Origin of the sequence: Cupriavidus pauculus (genome assembly GCF_008693385.1) — a bacterium.
Lineage (GTDB): Bacteria > Pseudomonadota > Gammaproteobacteria > Burkholderiales > Burkholderiaceae > Cupriavidus > Cupriavidus pauculus_D.
Genome location: NZ_CP044067.1, coordinates 1,079,995 through 1,098,250, shown reverse-complemented (window position 1 = coordinate 1,098,250; position 18,256 = coordinate 1,079,995). Strand labels below are relative to the sequence as shown.

Annotated in this window: 16 protein-coding genes; 8 read left to right on the top strand and 8 right to left on the bottom strand. The window is 66.5% G+C overall.

Annotated elements, in window-relative coordinates:
• The first annotated feature begins 9 nt into the window (after positions 1-9).
• Genes ctaD through FOB72_RS23280 form a run of 4 tightly spaced genes read left to right on the top strand, consistent with a single transcriptional unit; the run spans position 10 to position 3,494 of the window.
• On the top strand, positions 10-1,767 hold the full coding sequence (gene ctaD / locus FOB72_RS23295; protein ID WP_150375052.1) for a cytochrome c oxidase subunit I: 1,758 nt from the start codon (positions 10-12) through the stop codon (positions 1,765-1,767).
• On the top strand, positions 1,764-2,417 hold the full coding sequence (locus FOB72_RS23290; protein WP_411859873.1) for a bb3-type cytochrome oxidase subunit III: 654 nt from the start codon (positions 1,764-1,766) through the stop codon (positions 2,415-2,417). The genes ctaD and FOB72_RS23290 overlap by 4 nt, the downstream gene beginning before the upstream one ends.
• A gap of 22 nt (positions 2,418-2,439) precedes the next feature.
• Positions 2,440-3,135 carry a heme-copper oxidase subunit III family protein gene (locus tag FOB72_RS23285; RefSeq protein ID WP_150375051.1) on the top strand — a complete coding sequence of 232 codons (696 nt, stop codon included), beginning with the start codon at positions 2,440-2,442 and terminating at the stop codon, positions 3,133-3,135.
• Between the two features lie 8 nt (positions 3,136-3,143).
• Positions 3,144-3,494 carry a cytochrome C oxidase subunit IV family protein gene (locus FOB72_RS23280; protein WP_150375050.1) on the top strand — a complete coding sequence of 117 codons (351 nt, stop codon included), beginning with the start codon at positions 3,144-3,146 and terminating at the stop codon, positions 3,492-3,494.
• A gap of 3 nt (positions 3,495-3,497) precedes the next feature.
• On the opposite strand, the gene FOB72_RS23275 is transcribed toward FOB72_RS23280, so the two are convergent.
• Entirely contained in the window at positions 3,498-4,925 is a 1,428-nt protein-coding gene (locus FOB72_RS23275) for an NAD-dependent succinate-semialdehyde dehydrogenase (RefSeq protein ID WP_150375049.1), read from the bottom strand.
• Positions 4,926-5,100: 175 nt separating this feature from the next.
• Between FOB72_RS23275 and FOB72_RS23270 the strand changes: the two genes are divergently transcribed.
• The 4 genes from FOB72_RS23270 (at position 5,101) to FOB72_RS23255 (ending at position 9,386) form a co-directional block, all read left to right on the top strand.
• Positions 5,101-6,573, top strand: a complete 1,473-nt coding sequence (locus FOB72_RS23270) for an MATE family efflux transporter (RefSeq protein ID WP_150375048.1) — start codon at positions 5,101-5,103, stop codon at positions 6,571-6,573.
• 415 nt (positions 6,574-6,988) lie between these two features.
• Positions 6,989-7,450, top strand: a complete 462-nt coding sequence (locus tag FOB72_RS23265; protein ID WP_150375047.1) for a tripartite tricarboxylate transporter TctB family protein — start codon at positions 6,989-6,991, stop codon at positions 7,448-7,450.
• A 13-nt stretch (positions 7,451-7,463) separates the two neighbouring features.
• The gene (locus FOB72_RS23260) at positions 7,464-8,966 is read left to right on the top strand and encodes a tripartite tricarboxylate transporter permease (protein ID WP_150375046.1); all 1,503 of its coding nucleotides are present in this window, start codon (positions 7,464-7,466) and stop codon (positions 8,964-8,966) included.
• Between the two features lie 105 nt (positions 8,967-9,071).
• Positions 9,072-9,386, top strand: a complete 315-nt coding sequence (locus tag FOB72_RS23255; RefSeq protein WP_150377347.1) for a helix-turn-helix transcriptional regulator — start codon at positions 9,072-9,074, stop codon at positions 9,384-9,386.
• 57 nt (positions 9,387-9,443) lie between these two features.
• On the opposite strand, the gene FOB72_RS23250 is transcribed toward FOB72_RS23255, so the two are convergent.
• The 7 genes from FOB72_RS23250 to FOB72_RS23210 all read right to left on the bottom strand — a co-directional run bounded on the left by FOB72_RS23250 (position 9,444) and on the right by FOB72_RS23210 (position 18,256).
• On the bottom strand, positions 9,444-10,268 hold the full coding sequence (locus FOB72_RS23250) for a DUF4397 domain-containing protein (RefSeq protein WP_150375045.1): 825 nt from the start codon (positions 10,266-10,268) through the stop codon (positions 9,444-9,446).
• Between the two features lie 277 nt (positions 10,269-10,545).
• Positions 10,546-11,553 carry a PleD family two-component system response regulator gene (locus FOB72_RS23245; protein WP_150375044.1) on the bottom strand — a complete coding sequence of 336 codons (1,008 nt, stop codon included), beginning with the start codon at positions 11,551-11,553 and terminating at the stop codon, positions 10,546-10,548.
• A gap of 48 nt (positions 11,554-11,601) precedes the next feature.
• Positions 11,602-12,624 carry a chemotaxis response regulator protein-glutamate methylesterase gene (locus FOB72_RS23240; protein ID WP_150375043.1) on the bottom strand — a complete coding sequence of 341 codons (1,023 nt, stop codon included), beginning with the start codon at positions 12,622-12,624 and terminating at the stop codon, positions 11,602-11,604.
• Positions 12,621-15,587, bottom strand: coding sequence for a hybrid sensor histidine kinase/response regulator (locus FOB72_RS32675; RefSeq protein ID WP_223851764.1), 2,967 nt, complete (start codon positions 15,585-15,587; stop codon positions 12,621-12,623). Before FOB72_RS32675 ends, FOB72_RS23240 begins: the two co-directional genes overlap by 4 nt.
• Entirely contained in the window at positions 15,584-16,390 is an 807-nt protein-coding gene (locus tag FOB72_RS23220; RefSeq protein WP_150375042.1) for a chemotaxis protein CheW, read from the bottom strand. The genes FOB72_RS32675 and FOB72_RS23220 overlap by 4 nt, the downstream gene beginning before the upstream one ends.
• Positions 16,383-17,759: a CheR family methyltransferase gene (locus FOB72_RS23215; protein WP_223851763.1), complete on the bottom strand. Its 1,377-nt coding sequence runs from the start codon at positions 17,757-17,759 to the stop codon at positions 16,383-16,385. Before FOB72_RS23215 ends, FOB72_RS23220 begins: the two co-directional genes overlap by 8 nt.
• Positions 17,756-18,256 (bottom strand): chemotaxis protein CheW, encoded by a 501-nt coding sequence (locus FOB72_RS23210; RefSeq protein WP_150375041.1) that lies wholly within the window; start codon positions 18,254-18,256, stop codon positions 17,756-17,758. Before FOB72_RS23210 ends, FOB72_RS23215 begins: the two co-directional genes overlap by 4 nt.

Here is an 18,256-nt window from a genome sequence, read left to right as displayed (position 1 = left end):
AGGTCACGCATGAGCCATGCCGAAGATGCCGCGGACCACGGGCCGAGGAGCTTCTGGACGCGCTATGTCTGGAGCCAGGACCACAAGGTGATTGCCGTCCAGTACACGATCGTCGCGATCTTCGTGGGACTGGTGGGCGTCGCGCTGTCCAACCTGATGCGATTGCAGCTCGGGTTTCCCGGGCATTTCTCGTTTATCGACGCGAACCGCTACTACCAGTTCGTGACGATGCACGGGATGATCATGGTGATCTATCTGCTGACCGCGCTGTTCCTCGGCGGCTTCGGCAATTACCTGATCCCGCTGATGGTCGGTGCCCGCGACATGGTGTTCCCGTACCTGAACATGCTGAGCTTCTGGGTGTACTTTCTCTCGGTGCTCGTACTGCTGGCCAGCTTCTTCGTGCCGGGCGGGCCCACGGGGGCGGGCTGGACGCTGTATCCGCCGCAGGCGATCCTGCCGGGTACGCCCGGTTATGACTGGGGCATCATCCTGATGCTCGTATCGCTCGTGATCTTTATCGTCGCCGCGACCATGGGCGGCCTCAACTACGTGACGACCGTGCTGCAGGCGCGCACCGAAGGCATGACGCTGCTGCGCATGCCGCTGTCGGTGTGGGGCATCTTCATGGCGACGATCCTCGCGCTGCTCGCATTTCCCGCGCTGTTCGTCTCGGGCGTGATGATGCTGCTGGACAAGACGCTCCACACGAGCTTCTTCATGCCGGCGATGGTTTCCATGGGGCAGCAGCTCGACTACAAGGGCGGCAGTCCGCTGCTGTTCCAGCATCTGTTCTGGTTCTTCGGGCACCCCGAGGTCTATATCGTCGCGCTGCCCGCGTTCGGTATCGTATCGGACCTCGTGAGCGTGCATTCGCGCAAGAGCATCTTCGGGTACCGCACGATGGTGTGGGCGATTCTCGCCATCGGGCTGCTGTCCGTCGTGGTCTGGGCGCACCATATGTTCGTGAGCGGCATGAACCCGTACTTCGGATTCTTCTTCGCCACGACCACGCTGATCATCGCGGTGCCCACGGCCATCAAGGTCTACAACTGGGTCATCACGCTGTGGCGCGGCGATATCCACTTCTCGGTGCCGATGCTGTTCGCCATCGCATTCATCAGCACGTTCGTGATCGGCGGGCTGACCGGACTGTTCCTCGGCAACGTCAGCGTGGACATTCCGTTGTCGAACACCTACTTCGTGGTCGCGCATTTCCATATGGTGATGGGCGTGTCCCCAATCCTTGTGGTCTTCGGCGGTATCTACCACTGGTATCCGAAGGTCACGGGCCGCATGCTCGACGACACGATGGGCCGCATTCACTTCTGGGTCACGTTCATCGGCACCTACGCGATCTTCTTCCCGATGCATTACCTCGGCATCCTCGGCATGCCGCGGCGCTATTACGCGTACGAGAACTACGCGTTCATCCCCGAGTCCGCGCACGTGATGAACATGTATATCTCGATTGCCGCGTTCATCGTGGCGGCGGCGCAGCTGTTGTTCGTCTTCAACCTCGGCTGGAGCCTCGTGCGCGGGCGGCCGGCCGGGTCCAATCCATGGCGCGCGGCGTCGCTCGAATGGCAGACGCCCGAGACGCCGCCCGCGCATGGCAACTGGGGACCGCATCTGCCCGTCGTCTACCGCTGGGCCTATGCGTACAGCGTGCCCGGCGCGCGCGAGGACTTTGTCGCGCAGAACGCGCCGCCCGATGCCGGGGGCGCGGAGCCGGAACCGCATTCGAGCCGGGGGGCCGTGGCATGAAAACCGAATCGAATTTCGCCGCGGGCCCGGGGATGGGCGGTGGCGCGGGCGGTGGGGCGACATCGGGCGATACGCGTCCGGGTGCGCGCACGCCGATGCCGGGCAGCATCGGGCTATGGGCCTTTATCGCCGTGGTTACGTCGCTGTTCTCGCTGTTCCTGGCCGCGTACGTCATGCGCATGGACAGTCCCGACTGGCATCGCGTCACGCTGCCCTGGCAGAGCTGGCTGTCCACGGCGCTGCTGGTGGGTGCATGCGTGGCAATGGAGGCCGCCGCGCGGCTGGCACCGGCGGGACGCATGGCGCCCGCGCGCCTGGCACTGCGGCTGGGCGGGGTGGGGGCGATTGCGTTCGTGGCCTCGCAGCTATGGGCCTGGGAGGCGCTGTATGCCCTGCACGTGGTACCCGCGAACAACCCGGCCGCCAGCTTCTTCTATCTGCTGACGGCCATGCATGGGCTGCACATGCTCGGCGGCGTCGCGGGATGGGCGATGGTGGTGACCGACCGCGGAAGCGGGCCGCGCACGCTGATGCGCATCCGGCTGTGCGCGCGGTACTGGCACTTCCTGCTCGCGGTCTGGGTCGTGCTGCTCGGCGCGCTGGGCTGGCTCACGCCGGAGATCGTGCGCTATCTCTGCGGCACCGCGTAAGCGCGACAACGAAGGAGACGCCATGACCGCGCCACTCTCCACTGCACAGGATCCGCTGGCCAGGCTGCCGGATGGGTTCCGGGGCCTCGTCGCGGACTGGTCGTCGGACCAGCGCGCGTTCAAGGTGTCCTGGGGCAAGGCAATGATGTGGATCTTCCTGCTGTCGGACACATTCGTGTTCAGCTGCTTTCTGACCGGCTACATGACCGTGCGGATGTCGACGACGGTGCCGTGGCCGAATCCGAGCGAAGTGTTCGCGCTCGATTTCGGCGGGCAGCCCGTGCCGTTGATCCTGATCGCCATCATGACGTTCGTGCTCATCACAAGCAGCGGCACCATGGCGATGGCCGTCAATTTCGCCTATCGGCGCCAGCGTCGCGAATGCGCGATGCTGATGCTGGTGACCGCGCTGTTCGGCGCGATGTTCGTCGGCATGCAGGCGTTCGAATGGACCAAGCTGATCGTCGATGAGGGCGTGCGGCCGTGGGGCAACCCGATGGGGGCCGCGCAGTTCGGCTCGACGTTCTTCATGATCACGGGCTTTCATGGCCTGCACGTGACGTGCGGCGTGATCTATCTGCTGGTGGTGGCGCTGCGGGTACTGGGCGGCCGTTACGAGCGGACCGGCAACTACCAGATCGTCGAGATCGCCGGGCTGTACTGGCACTTCGTGGATCTGGTGTGGGTATTCATCTTTGCGCTGTTCTACCTCTGGTGAGGTGTCCCATGGAAGCCCAGGTCCATCAACTGCATCCGCAACATCAACAGCATCAACAACATCAACAACATCCGATCAGTCTGTATCTGAAAGTGTGGCTGCTGCTGTTCGTCCTGTCGGCCATGTCGTACGGGGTGGACTACTTCCACGTGCAGGGCTATCTGCGCTGGACGCTCATCCTGATCTTCATGGCGGCGAAGGCCGGCCTGATCATCGCGGTGTTCATGCACATGGCATGGGAGAGGATGGCACTGATCTGCGCCATCCTCCTGCCCCCGCTATGCCTGCTGGTCCTCGTATGGCTGATGGCCGAGGAGGCCAACTTCACGTTCCTGACACGTGGGGCGTTCTTCCGATAGGCGTCAGACCTGCGTGATGAACTTGGTCACGAGGTAGCCGTCGAACGTTTCCTGGCCGCCTTCGCTGCCGATGCCCGAGTCCTTGATGCCGCCGAACGGGGTCTCGGCGAGGGCCATGCCGAAATGGTTGATATTGACCATGCCGGCTTCGAGCCCGTTCGACACGTAGTTGGCGGTCTTCAGCGAGTTCGTGAACACGTACGAGGCCAGGCCGAACGGCAGGCTGTTGGCGCGGCGCAGCACTTCGTCGGTATCCTTGAAGCGCACGACCGGCGCCACGGGGCCGAACGGCTCGTCGGTCATCAGCTTGGCGTCGTCGGGCAGGTCGGTGATCACGGTCGGGGCGAAGAAGTAGCCCTTGTCGCCGATGCGCGAGCCGCCGGCGACGATCTTGCCGCCGCGATGGTTCGCGTCGTCGAGGAACTGCTCCATCGAGGCGATGCGGCGCTCGTGCGCGAGCGGGCCCATCTGGGTACCGTCTTCCAGGCCGTTACCGACCTTGATCGAGCCGATGACTTCGGTAAAGCGCGCCAGGAACTTGTCGTACGCACCCTGCTGCACGTAGAAGCGGGTCGGCGACACGCAGACCTGGCCGGCGTTGCGCAGCTTGAAGCGGGCCAGCATCTCGGCGGCCGGCTCGATATCGGCGTCGTCGAACACCAGCACCGGCGAGTGACCGCCCAGTTCCATGGTCACGCGCTTCATATGGGCGCCGGCCAGCGCGGCCAGCTGCTTGCCCACCGGCACGGAGCCCGTGAACGAGATCTTGCGCACGATCGGCGATTCAATCAGATACGACGAAATCTCGCCCGGCACGCCCCAGACGATGTTCAGCACGCCCGGGGGCAGGCCTGCATCGTGGAACAGCTGGGCCAGCGCGACCACGGCGCTCGGCGAGTCTTCCGGCCCCTTCAGGATCAGCGTGCAGCCCGCGCCGATCGCGGACACCATCTTGCGGATGGCCTGGTTGAACGGAAAGTTCCACGGCGTGAAGGCCGCGCATACGCCGATGGGCTCGCGCACGACGATCTGGCGCACGTTGGGCTGGCGCGGCGGAATCACGCGGCCGTAGATGCGGCGGCATTCCTCGGCGTGCCATTCGGCATGCTCGGCGCAGATCATGACCTCGGCCACGGCTTCCGCGAGCGGCTTGCCCTGGTCCAGCGTGATATTGCGGCCGATGTCCTTGGCTCGTTCGCGGGTCAGTTCGGCCACGCGGCGCAGGATCTTGGAGCGGTCCAGCGGCGAAGTCTTCTTCCACGACTCGAAGGCCCGCTCCGCCGCGGCGAGCGCGCGGTCCAGGTCGGCGCGGGAGGCGTGCGGCAGCTTGCCGATGACTTCCTGGGTGGCCGGGTTGAGCACGTCCTGCTCGCGCCGGTCGCCGCCCTTGACGAATTCTCCGTCGATATAGAGGGCGAGATCCTGGTACATGCGTGTCTCCTGAGGTGCGGCGCCGCAACATTGAGGGCGCCAGCGGGGTGGGCGGGAACGAAACCGCAAGCTTACCCCGAGCGCGTGCAATTCGCACCATACCCCCCTTTTTCCCTCCCTCGCGTCGGCCATGCACCGACATGGTTCTCCGCGCCCCGCACCTATAATCGTGCGGATGAAACCAGACGCCAGACTGACCTCCGGCCCGATCGGCCGAACGCTCCTCGCCTTTTCGCTCCCGGTGCTCGGCAGCAACATCCTGCAGTCGCTCAATGCCTCGGTCAACGCGGTCTGGGTCGGGCGGTATCTGGGAGAGGCCGCGCTCACGGCCACGTCCAACGCGAACATCATCCTGTTCTTCCTGCTCGGCGTGGTGTTCGGCATCAGCATGGCCAATACGATCATGATCGGCCAGGCGGTGGGCGCGCGGAACATCGAGGAGGCGCGGCGCGTGGTCGGCACCGGCACGACGTTCTTCGTGCTGCTGTCCGTATTCGCGGCGGCGCTCGGCTACGTGTTCACACCGTCGATCCTCGCCGCCATGCACACGCCGGTCGATGCCACGCCGCTCGCGGAGGTGTACCTGCGGGTGATCTTCATCGCGCTGCCGTTCATGTACTTCTACAACTTCGTGATGATGGCGCTGCGCGGTGCCGGGGATTCGCGCACGCCGTTCTACTTCATGCTGTTGTCGGTGGTCATCGACGTCGTGCTCAATCCCGTGCTGATCTTCGGCGTGGGTCCGATTCCGGCGATGGGCATCGCGGGCTCGGCCATGGCGACGCTGATCGCGCAGGTGACCAGCCTGTTCGCGATGATCGCGCTGCTCTATCGACGCAAGCATTTCCTGCTGCTCCATCGCGGGCAACTGAACCTGCTGCGGCCCGATGGGGCGATCCTGCGCGCGCTCGTGATGAAGGGCCTGCCGATGGGCCTGCAGATGGTCGTGATCTCGTCGTCGGCCATCGTCATGATGTCGCTGGTCAATACGTACGGTTCGCAGACCACCGCGGCCTACGGCGTGGCCTCCCAGCTGTGGACGTACGTGCAGATGCCCGCGCTGGCCGTCGGCGCGAGCGTGTCGTCGATGGTCGCGCAGAACGTCGGCGCCGGGCTGTGGGCGCGCGTCACGCGCATCACGCAGGTCGGCCTGCTGTTCAACCTGGCCATGACCGGCGCGCTGGTCGCGTTGCTCTACGTGTTCAACCGCCATTCGCTGAGCCTGTTCCTCGGCGACGATAGCCTCGCCATCTCCATCGCGCAGCATATCAACCATGTGGTGCTGTGGTCGTTCATCCTGTTCGGCTTCACGATCGTGATCTTCGGCACCGTGCGCGCGACGGGTGCCGTGATGGCACCGCTCGTGATCCTGTTCGTCGCGATGTGGGGCATCCGGCTGCCGTTCGCCTGGCTGCTCGGGGAGCGCATCGGCGCCGAGTCGATCTGGTGGAGCTTTCCGCTCGGGTCGATCATCTCCGTCGCGCTGGCATGGGGCTACTATCGCTTCGGCAACTGGCGGCGCAGCCATATCCTGCCGGAGGAGCCGGCACCCGCCGCGATGGGGCAGGCCGCGGACACGAGCATGGCCACGCCCTGCGAGGACGCCGCGCGCGACACGCTACCCACTCCTGCTACCGACCCCCGCTGAAGTAGGGCGATAGTTTCAACGCATTCATCGCAATTTCACATGAGAGACATTTGCGCGAGCGCGCGAATGTCCGCGTGAGCATTCACGTGTAAGGCAATCGAAAGATTCGATCCGCCAGTTACGGGACCCTTCGCTTTCAATCCCCTTTCGACGCAACGCACCATCATTTCCGCTGCATGCGCATAGATATATCACGACGTGATATAACGCGAAAAATAGCGTTTTCCAGCGGTCATCGTCGTGTCTCGGTGAATACCCTAAACACCAGACAACTGAAAGGCGGCTGAAAGATCGCGTCTCTACTGTTCGTCCCATCCTGCCGACCGCACCCATTTCCTGGTTGCGCTCGCATCTCGCGCCTGAGCCGGCGCACCACGCGAGTGGCATGGTTTGTTAAACGTTGAGGAGATTCGCTTTGCGCATACGCAGCCAAAAGGATTTCGCTTCCGGCCTGATGTTCATCCTGGTCGGCCTGAGCTTTTCCTTCGTCGCGCGCGGTTATTCCATGGGAACAGCCGCGAAAATGGGCCCCGGATACTTTCCGTTCCTGCTGGGCCTCGTATTGGCCCTGCTCGGCGTGATCGTGACGATCGGCTCGCTGGGCACCAAGGGTGAAGAAGACCAGCTGGCCCGCTGGGACCTGAAGACGCTGTTGTGGATTCTGGGTTCGGTGGTGCTGTTCGGTCTGCTGCTGAAGCCGCTCGGCATGGTGCTGTCGGTGTTCGTGCTGGTCGTCATCTCGTCGATGGCAAGCCACGAATTCAGCTGGAAGGGTGCGTTGTGCGCAGGGGTCGTGCTGGTACTGATCAGCATGGGCGCCTTCGTCTACGGTATCAACCTGCAGATGCCGGTGTGGCCTGCTTTCATTACGGGCTAAGGAGCGCACGCATATGGAATTGTTCGATCACCTTGCCCTGGGCTTTTCCACGGCATTGACGCTGCAGAACCTCGCGTACGCGTTCCTGGGCTGCGTGCTCGGTACGCTGATCGGCGTGCTGCCGGGCCTCGGCCCTCTCGCGACCATCGCGATGCTGCTGCCGGTGACGTACTCGCTGCCGCCGGTGGCCGCGCTGATCATGCTGGCCGGTATCTACTACGGCGCGCAGTACGGCGGCTCCACCACGGCCATTCTGGTGAATCTGCCAGGTGAATCGTCGTCGGTGGTGACCACGATCGATGGCTACCAGATGGCACGGCGCGGCCGCGCCGGTGTGGCGCTGGCCACGGCCGGTCTGGGTTCGTTCTTCGCCGGTTGCGTGGCCACGCTGATCCTGGCCGCATTCGCAACGCCGCTGTCGGAACTCGCGTTCAAGTTCGGCCCCGCCGAATACTTCTCGCTGATGGTGCTGGGCCTGATCGGTGCCGTGGTGCTGGCATCGGGTTCGCTGCCGAAGGCCGTCGCGATGATCGTGCTGGGCCTGCTGTGCGGCCTGATCGGTACCGACGTGAACTCGGGCGCGGCGCGCTTCTCGTTCGACGTGCCTGAACTGACCGACGGCATCGACTTCGTCGCGCTGGCAATGGGTATGTTCGGCTTCGCGGAAATCATCGCGAACCTCGAGCAGAAGGAAGCCCGCGAAACGTTCACGAACAAGGTGACGAACCTGTTCCCGACGAAGGAAGACTTCAGGCGCATGATCCCGGCCGTGCTGCGTGGCACGTTCCTGGGCTCGGCACTGGGTATCCTCCCGGGCGGCGGTGCGGCACTGGCTTCGTTCGCGGCCTACTCGCTCGAGAAGAAGACCTCGAAGTACGCGCATGAATTCGGCAAGGGCGCCATCGAAGGCGTGGCGGGTCCGGAATCGGCCAACAACGCCGCGGCGCAGACCTCGTTCATCCCGCTGCTGACGCTCGGCATTCCGCCGAACGCCGTGATGGCGCTGATGGTCGGTGCAATGACCATCCACAACATCCAGCCGGGTCCGCAGGTCATGACCAGCAACCCCGCGCTGTTCTGGGGCCTGATCGCCTCGATGTGGATCGGTAACCTGATGCTGATCATCCTGAACCTGCCGATGATCGGTATCTGGGTGAAGCTGCTGACCGTGCCGTATCGCTTCCTGTACCCCGCGATTCTCACGTTCTGCTGCATCGGCGTGTACTCGGTGAACAACCAGACGTTCGACGTGTTCATGGCTGCGGCCTTCGGCGTGATCGGCTATCTGTTCCTGAAGCTCAAGTGCGAACCGGCCCCGCTGCTGCTCGGCTTCGTGCTGGGACCGATGATGGAAGAGAACTTCCGCCGTTCGCTGCTGCTGTCGCGTGGTGACTTCGGCGTGTTCTTCACCCGTCCGCTGTCGCTCGGTCTGCTGATCGCAGCCGCCGCACTCGTCGCCGTGGTCGCACTGCCGTCGATCAAGGCGAAGCGCGAGGAAGCGTTCCAGGAAGAATAGCGCGCTGCGCTACGGAACTACGCCCGCACCTCGGGCGTACACAACGCAAGCTTTGGGGGTGCCGCGTGCACCCCGCTTTTTTGGCGTGTCAGCATGATAACCACCATGAAACCGCCTCCGTTGGACCGGGTTGTATTCCGGCTTTACATCCTGAAGCTCGTACAGGCCAGTCCGGCGACGGTGTTCAACCTCGTCGAGCGGCTGCGCGATCGCGGCATCGACAAGAATATCCGCGCGTTGCGGCCGATCTTGCGCAGCCTGATGATGGCGCGCGCGATCACCGCCGAGCTTGTGGAAGGCAACGGTCGTGTCTACTGCATTACCGATTCCGGACGTGCCGAGCTCGATGCCTACCTGTCGCACCTCGCGGTGCTGCGGGAAGACATCGAGGATGTGGGGGAACGAAAGAACGCTGCTTGATGCGGCGTAAAAAAAACGCCGCGATTCGCGGCGTTTTTCTTTGGAGCGGAGTGCTGCTTACTGAGCGGCGGCTGCCGAGGCGGGCGCTGCCGGTGCGGTCGTGAGCGGCTGCGTGACCAGTTCCTGCGAATCGCTCGGACCCGTGCTGCTCTGTGCCACCAGCACCTTGATGCGGTTCGGGACCACGGCGCCGATGCCGTCCACCGGGATCGTCGTGATCAGCCAGTCGGCGTTGTTCTGCAGCGTCAGCGCGCCCGAATCGAAGATCACGTTCTTCGTACCGGCTGCCGTGATGCGCAGGCGATAGGTACCCGAGTCGAAGTAGATCGAATCGGAGCCCGAAGCCGGGTTGGCGCTCTTGTACGCGATGGCGGCCAGCGTCGGGTTCACCGAGGTGATGTCGATCGCGGGCGCCGTGATGTACATGTCGATGTTCTGCGCATTCAGCGCGGCATTGAAGCCACGCACGCGCGCCTTGTCGGACGTCAGGCCCTTGTCATACGGATCGTCGATCACGACGAGTTCGGCACCGGTCGAGCCCGGCGTGGCAACCAGCGAGTACTTGTGGCCCGTGGCGCCGTTGATCGTTTGCTGGCCGATCACCGTTTGCGTACCGGCGACGCGCAGCTGGAACAGGTTGTTGTCCTTCGAGATGTCGAAGTAAGCCGAAACGTACTTGTACGGCGCGTTCGCGACTTGCGTCGGCGCGCCGTTCTGGAACAGGTCGACATTGACGCCAACCGGAACCGTGTTGAGCAGACGCACGGCCGGCTTGGAAATGCCAAGGCGGTCGTCGATACCGTCATCCCCACCGCAAGCGGCCAACAGTGCCGTTGCCGCAACCACCAGTCCTACCGTCAGTTTGTTCTTAAAGCTTGTCATGGATTCACCTCGCCGTTGTGGAAAAGAAGGGCGCGAAGCAGCCGTGCCGGGGCAGCGGTGAGGCAGCTGAAGGAAGTCGCGCATGCCGTGATGCAACGATAGGCATGTCGGACCTCGCGGAGCAGACGCACGGCTCCGATATCCATGTCGGAGGAATCCCACAATCCGGTTACACGCCGGACACACACGATGCGTGACGATTGCCCGCGAGGCCAGGCGGGACAAGGGATGCGCGCGATGCGGAAAACATTACATCGCGCGAAAGAAGCGGAAATAGTTACACCATGACGACCTGGTTGCGGCCACTGCGCTTGGCTTGGTAGAGCCCTGTGTCGGCGGCTTCGACGATGCTGCTGAAGATGCTGTCGGCTTCCGGCACGATTACCGCGCCGCCGATGCTCACCGTCACGTAGTCGCTATTGGGCGAGCCGCTGTGCGGTATCTTCATGCCCTCGATCGCCCGCCGCACCTTCTCCGCGAGCAGGCGTGCGCCACCGGGCGAGGTCGACGGCAGGATCATCGAGAATTCCTCGCCACCGAAGCGCGCCGGCAGGTCCGCCGGACGCGTGCAGTTGTCGCGGATCACGCTGGCCACGCGGCGCAGCACTTCGTCGCCGGCCACGTGGCCGTAGGTGTCGTTGTACGCCTTGAACGCATCGACATCGAGCATCAGCAGCGCGAGCTGTGTCTGCTCGCGTTGCGCGCGGCGCCATTCCGCGCCGAGATACTCGTCGAAGTAACGCCGGTTGGACAGGCCGGTCAGGCCATCGGAGTTGGTCAGCCGCTGGAGCTCGAGGTTGGTTTCGAGCAGTTGCTGCTGGCTCTGGCGCAGTGCGCGGTAAGCCTCGTCGCGCTGGAGCAGGTTCAGGTACGAGCGCGAATGGTAGCGAATGCGCGCGATGAGCTCGATGCTGTCTGGCAGCTTCACGAGGTAGTCGTTGGCACCTGCCGCGAACGCCGCGCTCTTCATCGTCGGCTCTTCCTTGGTGGAAAGCACGATGATCGGGATGTCGCGCGTGCCAGGGTTCTCGCGATAGCGCCGCACGAGGGTCAGGCCGTCGGTGCCGGGCATTACCAGATCCTGCAGGATCACCGTGGGCTGCGTGCGCTCGGCCACGGCCACCGCTTCCTCGGGCTGCGCGCAGTAGTGAAAATCGATATCGGACTCGCCGGCGAGCGCGCGCCGGATCGCCTCGCCGATGATGGCCTGGTCATCGACCAGTAGCACCATCGACAGGTACTCGGCATTGGCCGCCGCGTCGGCCGGTTCGTTGTGTCTGGACATGGTGTGCTTCCTGATTCTATTCTTGTCGTTGCCCTTTGGCGTGCCGCGTCAGCACGCCGGGCGTCCGCCGCCGCAGGCCTTGATCAATCGTGGCGCGATCCTCGGCAATGGCAGGATGTCGCAGGCCGCGTCGAGCGCCGCGGCGGCCTTCGGCATGCCATAGACGGCGCTGGTCGCCTGGTCCTGCGCAATCGTCAGATAGCCACGCTCCCGCATGGCTCGCAGCCCGAGCGCGCCATCGCGGCCCATGCCCGTGAGCAGGACGCCGACCGCTTCGCCGCGCCAGTGTTCCACCACGCTCTCGAAAAATACGTCGATCGAGGGCCGGTAGAGCGAATCGGCGGGGTCCGGCGTATAGGCGAACTGCGCGCTCGCGACGAGCCGCAGATGGTCGTTGGTGCCGGCCAGCAGCACCGTGCCCGTCTGCGGCGTCTCCCCCGCGCGTGCCAGGCGTACCGGCAGCGCACACTGCGCGTCGAGCCATTCGGCCATGCCTTGCGCGAACGCTTCATCCACGTGCTGTACGATCACCACGGCAGCCCCAAAGTTCTCGGGAATTTCCGCGAGCAGCGTGGCAAGGGCCGCGGGACCGCCCGCGCTCGCCCCGATCGCCACGAGCCGCGGGGCGGCCGGCAGCGGCGTGGCGCGCCGCACGGCGAGCGGTACCGCGCCGCGGCCCGCGAGCAGGCGGCCGATGTTCCGCAGCTTGCGCAGCAGCGGACCGGCGACGAGCTGCGCATCGGGTTCGGTCAGCGTGGGCGTGTCCACGGCGTCGATCGCGCCATGGCCCATGGCGTCGAAGACCTGCGTGGCGTTGCGGCCCAGGTCGGTGGTTACGATCACGATCGCGCAGGGTGTGGCGGCCATGATGCGGCGCGTGGCCTCCACGCCGTCCATGACCGGCATCAGCAGGTCCATGAGGATGACGTCGGGCGTGCGCGACGCCGCCATGCGGATGGCCTGCTCGCCATCGCCCGCGACCCACAGGATCTCGTGCGAGTTCTCGAGCGAGACCGCGCGGCGCAGGGCCGCGACGGCCAGCGGTGAATCGTTGACGATACCGATCTTCATGCGCGTGCCTCGCCGATCAGGTCCTGTACCGCGTCGAGCAGTGCGGTATCGTGGAAACTGCCTTTGGCCAGATAGTAATCCGCGCCGGCCTGCAGGCCGCGTTCGCGGTCCTGTTCACGGTCCTTGTACGAAACGATCATCACCGGCAACTGCTGGAGGGCCGGCTCCGCGCGAATGCGCCCGACCAGTTCGATGCCGTCCATGCGCGGCATATCGACGTCGGTGATCACGAGGTCGAACTTCTCCGCGCGCAGCACGTTCCAGCCGTCCATGCCATCGACGGCGACGGCGACATCATAGCCGCGTCCGGCAAGCAGCTTGCGCTCGAGTTCGCGGACGGTCAGCGAATCGTCCACGACGAGCACGCGCTTGCGGCGCACCTGTCCGGCTTCCGGTCCCACCTGGCGCACCTGCGCGAGGCGGCCGTCGGACACCAGTTTCTCGACCGAGCGCAGCATGTCCTCGACGTCGAAGATCAGCACGGGGGTGCCGTCGTCCGTGAGGCTGCCGGCCGCGATGTCCTTGATCTTGCCGAGCGCCGGCGAGAGCGGCTGCACGACGAGCGTGCGTTCGCCGATCAGCCGGTCCACGGCCACGCCATAGACGCGGTCGTGCTCGCCGAGCACGACCACCGGAATCGCGGCATCTTCCTGCGGGCGTTCCGGGCGCTGCAGCAATTGCGCGGCGCTGACGAGGCCGACCGGCTTGCCGTCGTGCCGGAAGTGCTGCTGCGCTTCGACCTGCTCGATGTCTTCGCGGGCCACGCTGACGGCGCGCAGCACATGGCCGAGCGGAAACGCGTACGTTTCTCCGGCCACTTCGACGAGCAGCGCGCGGACGATGGACAGCGTGAGCGGCAGTTCGAGGTGGAAGTGCATGCCGCTGCCGGGTTGCTGCGTCACGCGCAGGCTGCCGCGTACGCCGCGCACCATGTCCTGTACGGCGTCGAGGCCGACGCCGCGGCCCGATACCTCGGACACGGTCTCGCGCAGGCTGAAGCCGGGTAGCAGCAGGAACTCGAGCATCTCCGCCTGCGACAGGCGCGTGGCGGTATCGGGCTGCGCGAGGCCGCGCCGGACGATGGTCGCGCGCAGCGCGTCGAAGTCGACGCCAGCGCCATCGTCGAAGATCTCGATGACGAGGCGGCCCGCGTTATGGCGCGCGTGCAGAGAGATGCGGCCTTCTTCGGGCTTGCCCGCCGCGCGGCGGGCCTCGGGGGTCTCGATGCCGTGATCCACCGCGTTGCGCAGCAGGTGCGCGAGCGGGGCGTCGAGTTGCTCCAGTATGTCGCGATCGACCTGCGTGTGTTCGCCCGAGAGCTCGAGGTGCACCGACTTGCCGAGCGCGCGGCCGAGGTCGCGCACCATGCGTGCGTAGCCGGTGATGCCGTCGGACAGCGGACGCATGCGGCACGAGAGCGCCGTGTCGTAGAGCCGGCGGGAGAGGCGCGTGGCGCGATGATCGTACTGGTCGAGTTCGTCGGCGCGCTGGGAGAGCTGGTCGCTGGCCTCGCCGAGCATGCGGCGCAGGTCGGCGAGGGCGGCGCCCATGCGGGCGGCGCTGGCATCGGGGCTGGCCAGGAGTGCCTGCATGCTGTCGACGGCCTGCATGACGCGCATCTGCTGGCGGCGCGTCTGCTGGAGCGCCACGCCGAACGGATGCAGCCAGTGCGTCTCGACCATGGCCTCGCCGGCCATCGCGAGGACGCTGTCGAGGCGGTCGGCGTTGACGCGGAGCATGCGTTCCTGTTTGCCATGACTGTCGTCGACGAGGCCGGTGTCGTGGCGCGGGATGGGCGCGGGGGCGGCAGACGCGCTGCCGGGCGCGCCACCGGGAGTGCCACTGGGCGCCGAGCCGCGCGCGGATACGGGCGCTGTGGCGAACGCCGAGGGCGAAGCCCCGGCCGCCGGGCCAGCAGTCGGCCCAGCAGCGGGGCCAGCAACCCGGCCCGCAACCGGCCCAGCAACCGGCCCAGCAACCGGCCCAGCAACCGGCCCAGCGACCGAGCCAGCAACCGGCCCAGCGACCGGGCCAGCAACCGGGCCAGCAACCGGGCCAGCAACCGGGCCAGCAACCGGGCCAGCAACCGGGCCAGCGACCGGGCCAGCGACCGGGCCGGTAATCGGGCCAGTAATCGGGCCAGCGACCGGGGCGGTAATCGGGCCAGCGACCGGGCTAGCAAACGGGCGAGCGACCGGGCCGGTAATCGGGCCAGCCATCGGGCCAGCCATCGGGCCAGCCATCGGGCCGGCGATCGGGGCGGCGATCGGGGCGGCGATCGGGGCGGCAGTCGGGGCGGCGATCGGGGCGGCAATCGGGGCGGCGATCGGGGCGGCGATCGGGGCGGCAATCGGGGCGGCGATCGGGTCGGCAATCGGGGCGGCGATTGGGGCGGCGATTGGGGCGGTGATCGGGGCGGCGGTCGGACCCGCCGTCGGGGCAGCCATTGGGCCCGCGTCGGCCCGGCCCCGGCTGTCGGGATCGGCCACGGTTGCCGATGGCACATGCGCGCTCAGTCCCGCTACACGCCCCCCCTGCACCGACGACCCCACCGTCCCATCGAGCACCGCAGACATATGCACAACAAACGCATCGATCTCCGCACGCCCATCGGTCTCCGACCAATCGACCCTGCCCCCCGGCGGCCGCCCGATGCGCTGCAGCAGGTCAGTCCCCTGCAACAACGCATCGATATGCGCGGGCGACAGCAGCAGCCCGCCCCGCTGTGCCGCCACCAGGCAGTCTTCCATGACATGCGCGACCCGCACGCCGCCATCGAGTCCCACGATGCGCGCCGCGCCCTTGAGCGAATGCGCGGCGCGCATGCACGCTTCGAGGTGATCCGCCGCCACGGGGTCGCGTTCGAGCGCGAGCACGCCGGCATTGAGGACCTCCGCCTGCGAGTCGGCCTCGAGCGCGAACAGCTCGAGCATCGACGCATCGCGTAGCTGTTCGGGATTCATGACAGGCTCCGTGCGAGGGCCTGGCGCAGCATCGCCGCGTTCAGCAGACCGACGGTGCGGCCATCGTGGTCGAACAGCGCCTCCGTATAGTGGGACGATGCGCGCGCGAGCGTCGCGGGCAATGGCAACAGCGCGTTATCGGGCACGCCGTGCACGCCGGCGACTTCATCGACGGGCAGCGCCAGTGCCTGGCGTCCCTGCCCGAGGATCAGAAAGCGGGCCCCGCGCACGGCCTGCGCGTCGCCATCGGCGCTGAAGTCGCCCGTGGCGCCGTTGACGTCGAACAGCAGCGCGAGCGACAGGCAGGGCAACAGCGCGCCACGCACGGGCGCCACGCCGAGCAGTGCCGCATGCCGCCGATGCGGCAGCGAATGGACGCGGCTCGGCGCGGTAACTTCGCCGAGGACGACGGTCGGCAACGCCAGCCATTCGTCGCCGACACGGAACACGAGGCACGAGCGGCCACGCGCATGGGCGGTACGGTGGGCCTCGGTGGCGGCTTCCAGCTGGGCCATGTCGATGGGCGCGTCAACGGACAGCGCATCGAGCAGCGCAACGGCTGCGTTGGCATAGACGGGGCAATTGCGGCAGCGTACGTACTTGACGAGCTCGGGGCAGCTCCGGTCGCCGGTCTCGCCGATCCGGCGCCAGCAATCGTCGATGGCGCCGGCGCTTTCGTCGAGCACCAGGGGGGCGTCGATCGTACGCGCGACGAGCCCGGCGCCCGTGTCGGCACCAACGCCACTCGGCCTGGCTGCTACGTTGGCCTCGGCGGGCCCGTGGGGCGCGGAGGGCTTAGCCATGGTTCATGCGTGCATGCCGCTGGGCGCGCTGCCGCAGGCGCATGGCCCCCGGTGCGTCGCCCACGCTTTCCAGCAAGGCGGCGAGATGATAGAGCGCTTCCTCGTGGCCCGGGTCGAGGTAGACCGCCTTGCGATAGGCGGCCTGCGCATCCGACGTACGCGCGGCCGCGTCGTGCAGCACGCCGAGCAGGCACCATCCGTCGGCCGACTGGCCGTGTGCGTCCAGATAGTCGAGGCAGGCGGCCGTAGCCTCGGCCAGCTCGCCACGGTCCGCGCGCGCGGCGATGGCGGCCAGCGCGGACCGCCGTTCCGCCTCCTCGCCCTTGTCGTCGGCAACGTCTCGCGCGGCACCGTCCCTTGCTCTTTTCGCGAGCCCGCTGCCGCCAATGCCCGCGCCATCCGCGCGACCATCCCCCTGCGCGTCCGGGCGCCGCGCCCGGACCGTCGTCCGCGCGGGCGGCGGCAAGGCCGCGCGCGGCGGCGCGTGCTGGACCGGTGGCCAAATCGCGGCGCTCGCGGCAATCGGATCCGCCGCCGGCACCGGATGAAACGCAAACGCCAGCGGCACCCCCGTGCTGCGCAGCCCTTCACGCGTCAGCAGGCTCGCCTCCGCCGGACCGACGAAGATCATGCCGTCCGCCTCCGTCAGGCGCGTCAGCGTGCGAACCGCGCGGCGCTGCGTCTCGGCGTCGAAATAGATCAGCAGATTGCGGCACAACACGAAGTGATAGGGCAGCTCGTTGGCGAGCAGCAGCGGGTCCACGAGATTGCCGCGCAGCAGTCGCACCTGCGCACGCACGCGCGAATCGATCTGATAGCTGCCGTGCACCGCCCCGGGCGCGATCGAGAAATGCCGTTCGCGATAATCGAGCGGCCCGCTCCGGAACGCGTTGGGGCCATAAATGCCAATGCGCGCGCGCTCCAGCGAACGCGCGCTGATATCGATCGCATCCACGCGAAAGCGGTCGGCCGGAATCCCGGCGTCGAGCAGCGCCATCGCAATGGAGTACGGTTCCTCGCCCGTCGAGCACGGCACGCTGAGCACGCGTAACAGCGGCACCCCGCCCGGCCCCTCGGCCGGCAGGCCGAACACGCGCTGCGCGGCCGCGCGGGCGAGCGCCAGCAGCGCCTCGCGATGGCGGAAGAACCAGGTCTCGGGGACGATCACGGCCTCGATCAGCGCCTGAAGCTCGTTGGGCGCGGCGTGCAGCACGTTCCAGTAGGCGGCGATATCCTCCACGCCCACCGCCAGCTGACGATCGCGCACCGCGCGCGCCACCGCGCCGGCGCCGATGGTCTCGGCATCGAGCCCGATCCGCTCCTTGAGCAGCAGCGCGATATGCGTGGCGTCCGGAATGGCGTTGATCATGGATGACTCACGGCGAGATCCCGGGCGGCATTGCTCTCGGGGTACAGCAGCGCGCGCACATCGTCCGGCAGCAGCGCCGGCACGGTAATCCATTGCACGAGCCCGCGCGCGTCATGCCGCACGGGGCCAAGGTAGCGCGCCGTACCGGGATCGATGCCGCCATCGACGAACGAATCTTCCTCGCAGCGCAGCGTCTCCGTCGCGTATTCGAGCCGCAGGCCGAGCAACTGCGCGGGACGATCGTCGCCCGCATGCGCCGGACGATAGTGGACGAGCACGGTCCGCGAACTCGTGCGCGGCACCACGGGCGTCCCGACGGCCAGCGCGGAGATATCGATGACCGGCACCGGCTTGCCATGCCGGACCATCAGTCCCGCGACCCACGCCGGCGCGCCGGGAATCTGCTTCAGCGCGGTCAGCGGCAGCACCTCGGCGATCTCGGCGGTGTCGAGCGCGTAATGATCGCTACCGATGCGGAACAGCAGGAACAATTTCAT

What these genes read in the sequence shown, in the direction of transcription:
- FOB72_RS23290 (WP_411859873.1), top strand. Translation starts at nt 1,764, where the DNA reads ATGAAAACCGAATCGAATTTCGCCGCGGGCCCGGGGATGGGCGGTGGC.
- FOB72_RS23245 (WP_150375044.1), bottom strand. Translation starts at nt 11,553, where the DNA reads ATGTCCAGACACAACGAACCGGCCGACGCGGCGGCCAATGCCGAGTAC.
- FOB72_RS23280 (WP_150375050.1), top strand. Translation starts at nt 3,144, where the DNA reads ATGGAAGCCCAGGTCCATCAACTGCATCCGCAACATCAACAGCATCAA.
- FOB72_RS23250 (WP_150375045.1), bottom strand. Translation starts at nt 10,268, where the DNA reads ATGACAAGCTTTAAGAACAAACTGACGGTAGGACTGGTGGTTGCGGCA.
- FOB72_RS23215 (WP_223851763.1), bottom strand. Translation starts at nt 17,759, where the DNA reads ATGATCAACGCCATTCCGGACGCCACGCATATCGCGCTGCTGCTCAAG.
- FOB72_RS23240 (WP_150375043.1), bottom strand. Translation starts at nt 12,624, where the DNA reads ATGAAGATCGGTATCGTCAACGATTCACCGCTGGCCGTCGCGGCCCTG.
- FOB72_RS23285 (WP_150375051.1), top strand. Translation starts at nt 2,440, where the DNA reads ATGACCGCGCCACTCTCCACTGCACAGGATCCGCTGGCCAGGCTGCCG.
- ctaD (WP_150375052.1), top strand. Translation starts at nt 10, where the DNA reads ATGAGCCATGCCGAAGATGCCGCGGACCACGGGCCGAGGAGCTTCTGG.
- FOB72_RS23260 (WP_150375046.1), top strand. Translation starts at nt 7,464, where the DNA reads ATGGAATTGTTCGATCACCTTGCCCTGGGCTTTTCCACGGCATTGACG.
- FOB72_RS23210 (WP_150375041.1), bottom strand. Translation starts at nt 18,256, where the DNA reads ATGAAATTGTTCCTGCTGTTCCGCATCGGTAGCGATCATTACGCGCTC.
- FOB72_RS23255 (WP_150377347.1), top strand. Translation starts at nt 9,072, where the DNA reads ATGAAACCGCCTCCGTTGGACCGGGTTGTATTCCGGCTTTACATCCTG.
- FOB72_RS23275 (WP_150375049.1), bottom strand. Translation starts at nt 4,925, where the DNA reads ATGTACCAGGATCTCGCCCTCTATATCGACGGAGAATTCGTCAAGGGC.
- FOB72_RS23220 (WP_150375042.1), bottom strand. Translation starts at nt 16,390, where the DNA reads ATGGCTAAGCCCTCCGCGCCCCACGGGCCCGCCGAGGCCAACGTAGCA.
- FOB72_RS23270 (WP_150375048.1), top strand. Translation starts at nt 5,101, where the DNA reads ATGAAACCAGACGCCAGACTGACCTCCGGCCCGATCGGCCGAACGCTC.
- FOB72_RS32675 (WP_223851764.1), bottom strand. Translation starts at nt 15,587, where the DNA reads ATGAATCCCGAACAGCTACGCGATGCGTCGATGCTCGAGCTGTTCGCG.